We start from the raw sequence: 3,199 nt of genomic DNA, 5'->3' as shown, positions 1-3,199 counted from the left end.
ATGCTTTAGGTTGACGTAGCGCCAGTTTACCGCTTTTGTAGGCGGATTGCGCAACGTCACCTCTGGAGATCATGATCCCCACGCAGCGGCCCTCGGCGGGCAATGTCAGAATGGCCATCCTGATCACAGCCCTGGGCGGTCTGCTGTTCACCCTGGACCTGCCGTTGCTGCGGCTTTCCATGGCCGACCAGTGGACCATGGTGTTCACCCGCGGCATCTTCCTCTTTGCAGCCATTGCGGGGACATGGGCCGTCATGCGCCTGTGGGGCAGGCAGACGGAGCCCTTCATCGCCGGATGGGCAGGGGTTGCGGTGGCGCTGGCCAGCACGGCGGGAAACATCTGCTACATCGGCGCCGTCGCCCACACCGACGCCGCCAATGTGGTGTTCATCATTGCGCTGACGCCCGTCATTGCCGCGGCGATGTCCCATCTCTTTCTGCGCGAAAATGTCCATCCCTTTACCTGGAGCGCAACCGGCGCCGCCTTTCTCGGCGCTGCATTCATTGCATCAGAGGGGCTGAAGACCGGCAACTGGGTGGGAGACAGCCTCGCATTCGCCTCCGCCTTCTGTTCGGCCGCGATCTTCACCATCATCCGCGCCTCGGGCAGGAAGGTGGCAACGAGCCTCGCCACGGGGAGCCTCGCCTCCGCCCTGCTTGCCGCCGTGCTGTTCGGCATCGCTCCGGGCGCGCTGGTGGCCGCCGGGGCCTTCGGCGTTCCGGCCTGGGCATGGCTGGCGCTCAACGGCCTCATCGCCATTCCGCTCGCGACCGTCCTGCTGGCGAGGGGGCCGCGCGTACTGCCCTCGGCCGACGTCAGCATGTTCTTCATGCTGGAGACCGTGCTGACCCCGGTCTGGATCTGGTTCCTCTTCGGCGAGATGCCGGGCTCACGCGTCCTGGTGGGAGGTACGCTTGTGGTGGTGACACTCCTCGCGCACAGCTGGTGGCGGCTCCGGTCATCCCTTCGGAGCCAGCCGGTCCCAGCCTGACCGGCGAGATAAAAATTAAGTTGACGTTACGTACACGTTAATACTACACTTATAATTGTATTTTGCGCCCCTATCGTGGAGTGCCGCGAAGGGAAACCACGACTGGGGTGCACCGTCCGGAGCAGTGGGGTTGTCTGTATGTATGCGTTGAATTTTGGCCTGCAGGGTGTGCAGCCCATCGGAATCGATACTGGCCTGGCGGATCCCTTGCGGACCATCACAGCCATTTCCAACCTGATCCGCCAGGGAACCGACCAAGGCTTTTCCTTTCGCCTGAACACGGACTTCGCGGAACTGGCCCGCCTGCGGCAGGAGCTTCGCAGCAGCGACATTTCACCGATGTTCGATCCGCAGGCCTGCCGCAGCCTTTCGGAGCGGGGCTTCTGGATGTCCGTGGCTGATGCTTCGGGCAAGACGGTGGGTCTGCAGGCCTTCCGTCTTGACGATGCCGATCCCAACCTCGCCGAGTGGGTTCTCGGCTGGATGATGGGCCTCTATGCCCGGCGGCGGGAGATGATCGTGCCGCGTGCGGTGATGCCGCCGGAGCACTCGCTCTCCCACCTTATCCGCGGGAGGATCGTCTATCATGGCGAATTGTGGATCGACAAACAGGTGAAGGGGTGCTTTCCGGTCTTCCCCCGCATCGGCATGCTGCTCGCCATGGTGAAGTGGCAGCCGGAGGCGATCTGGGCACTGACCGGCCAGTCCATGGCCACGCGCGGCCACATGGTGCGCATGGGCTATGGCCATCTCGAACAGAGCTTCCTCACCTGGGAGTGGGAGCCCGAAGGCGCCGAACAGGCCGAATGGATCGGCATCGCATTGCGGCGCCACCTCGAATTCTCGATCGCCGAAATGGTCTCTACAGAGGAGAGATATCTACCTTCGCCAGTTCGGTGACGACCCGCACGGCCTTGCGGTTGCGCCCCATGTTCAGGGGCAGCACCACGCGCTGGTAGGGCACCCACACGACGTCACCATTGGCTGATGCCATGGCGGCATAGATGTGGTCATAGTGCGGCTCTCCGCTGCGGCTCACCTGCGGGTAGGCGCGGCTTACCGCATGGTCGTAGGAGTGGCCAGTCAGGCAAGGGTAGGACACCGGGTTCACACCCCACAGCTTGGCGATCGTGGAGTGCCGGCCCACACGCGCCACGCGGAAGCGCTGCGAGGAGGGATCAAAGGTGCAGTCGATCGAGCACTCCTCATCGGCCACCTTGTCGCGCAGCGCCTGCCGCAGCAGGTCTGGAACGTCGCGGCGGTCCTCGGGCGCGCTGCGGATGTAGACGGTCTGGGAGAGATGCACGTCGCTCTTCTGGATCAGGTGGCGGATGCGCTCCGCCGCGGCATGCGCATGATCAAAGCGCTCGTTGAACCAGCCGGCGGAATAGTACTGGAGGTGGAACGGACCCGTCGCGCCATGCACCCATTCCGCCACGAAGAACAGCGACGACCAGTTGGCCGCGAACATGCTCCAGCGCAGCGTGGTGCCGGCCTCGTTTTCCACGATCTTGACGAAACCCTGACGCTGCAGGGCCTGACGTTCCCCTGCGGGTGACGACACTTCTCCGGGCGCAGGGCAGGTCCGCCCATTGCTGATCCAGTGAACGCCTCTTGCCATGCTTACGTTATCCGCCATCAACTCAACCAGAACGACAGTAACGATCGGGCGTGAACGCAGCCTTAATGCCGCCTCGCCTTCGGGTATCCGCGCAAAGGTCAGGAGCCCGGATCCGGGGGTGGAAGACGTCCGGCCACCGCCATCACGCCGTCACGCCGGATGAGGATGACCCCCTCGCCCGGCCGCGGCGCGATGCCGGTCAAAGCCGAGATGTTCACCTGATGCGTAACGGCGACCAGCACGCCAGGCCCTTGCCATGCGGCGAGAATGCCGCGCGCACGGGCCGATGCGGCCGGTTCCGCGGCGCGGTCGCCGAAGAAGGAATTGAAGCCGGCCTCCTCCTCCACCATGCCCGGAAAGGCCAGTTCCGCGGTCTCCCGCGACCGGCACCACTGGGAAGAGAGCACGCGGCCGACCATGATGCCCCGGCTCCGGAAGGACTGGCCGATGGCGCGTGCCTCGGCCCGCCCCCGGCCGTCCAGGTTGCGCTGGGTGGAACAATCGCCGAGCACGAAGCCAGCCGGATCGCCCGTGCCAGGCGCATTCGCGTGGCGGAAAAGAACGATGGCGCCGGGCTCTCCCAGAA

Annotated in this window: 4 protein-coding genes; 2 read left to right on the top strand and 2 right to left on the bottom strand. The window is 64.6% G+C overall.

The window, feature by feature from the left end:
- Positions 1-110 precede the first annotated feature (110 nt).
- Positions 111-992: a DMT family transporter gene (locus tag ACILRA_RS21355; protein ID WP_395664060.1), complete on the top strand. Its 882-nt coding sequence runs from the start codon at positions 111-113 to the stop codon at positions 990-992.
- 138 nt (positions 993-1,130) lie between these two features.
- Positions 1,131-1,892: a hypothetical protein gene (locus tag ACILRA_RS21350; protein ID WP_395664059.1), complete on the top strand. Its 762-nt coding sequence runs from the start codon at positions 1,131-1,133 to the stop codon at positions 1,890-1,892.
- Here ACILRA_RS21350 and ACILRA_RS21345 read toward each other — a convergent pair.
- Complete coding sequence (locus ACILRA_RS21345; protein ID WP_395664058.1) at positions 1,855-2,613, bottom strand: hypothetical protein; 759 nt, start codon at positions 2,611-2,613, stop codon at positions 1,855-1,857. The two genes, ACILRA_RS21350 and ACILRA_RS21345, sit on opposite strands and share 38 nt — an antisense overlap.
- Positions 2,614-2,711: 98 nt before the next feature.
- A partial coding sequence (locus tag ACILRA_RS21340) for a histidine phosphatase family protein (RefSeq protein ID WP_395664057.1) occupies positions 2,712-3,199 on the bottom strand: 488 nt, incomplete at its 5' end.

Source organism: Aestuariivirga sp., assembly GCF_044239095.1.
GTDB lineage: Bacteria > Pseudomonadota > Alphaproteobacteria > Rhizobiales > Aestuariivirgaceae > Aestuariivirga.
The sequence above is the reverse complement of the archived record's forward strand: the minus strand, read 5'-3'. Positions and strand labels throughout refer to the sequence as shown.

Coding starts and splice junctions, on each gene's coding strand:
- ACILRA_RS21355 (WP_395664060.1), top strand. CDS start 111: ATGGCCATCCTGATCACAGCCCTGGGCGGTCTGCTGTTCACCCTGGAC.
- ACILRA_RS21350 (WP_395664059.1), top strand. CDS start 1,131: ATGTATGCGTTGAATTTTGGCCTGCAGGGTGTGCAGCCCATCGGAATC.
- ACILRA_RS21345 (WP_395664058.1), bottom strand. CDS start 2,613: ATGGCAAGAGGCGTTCACTGGATCAGCAATGGGCGGACCTGCCCTGCG.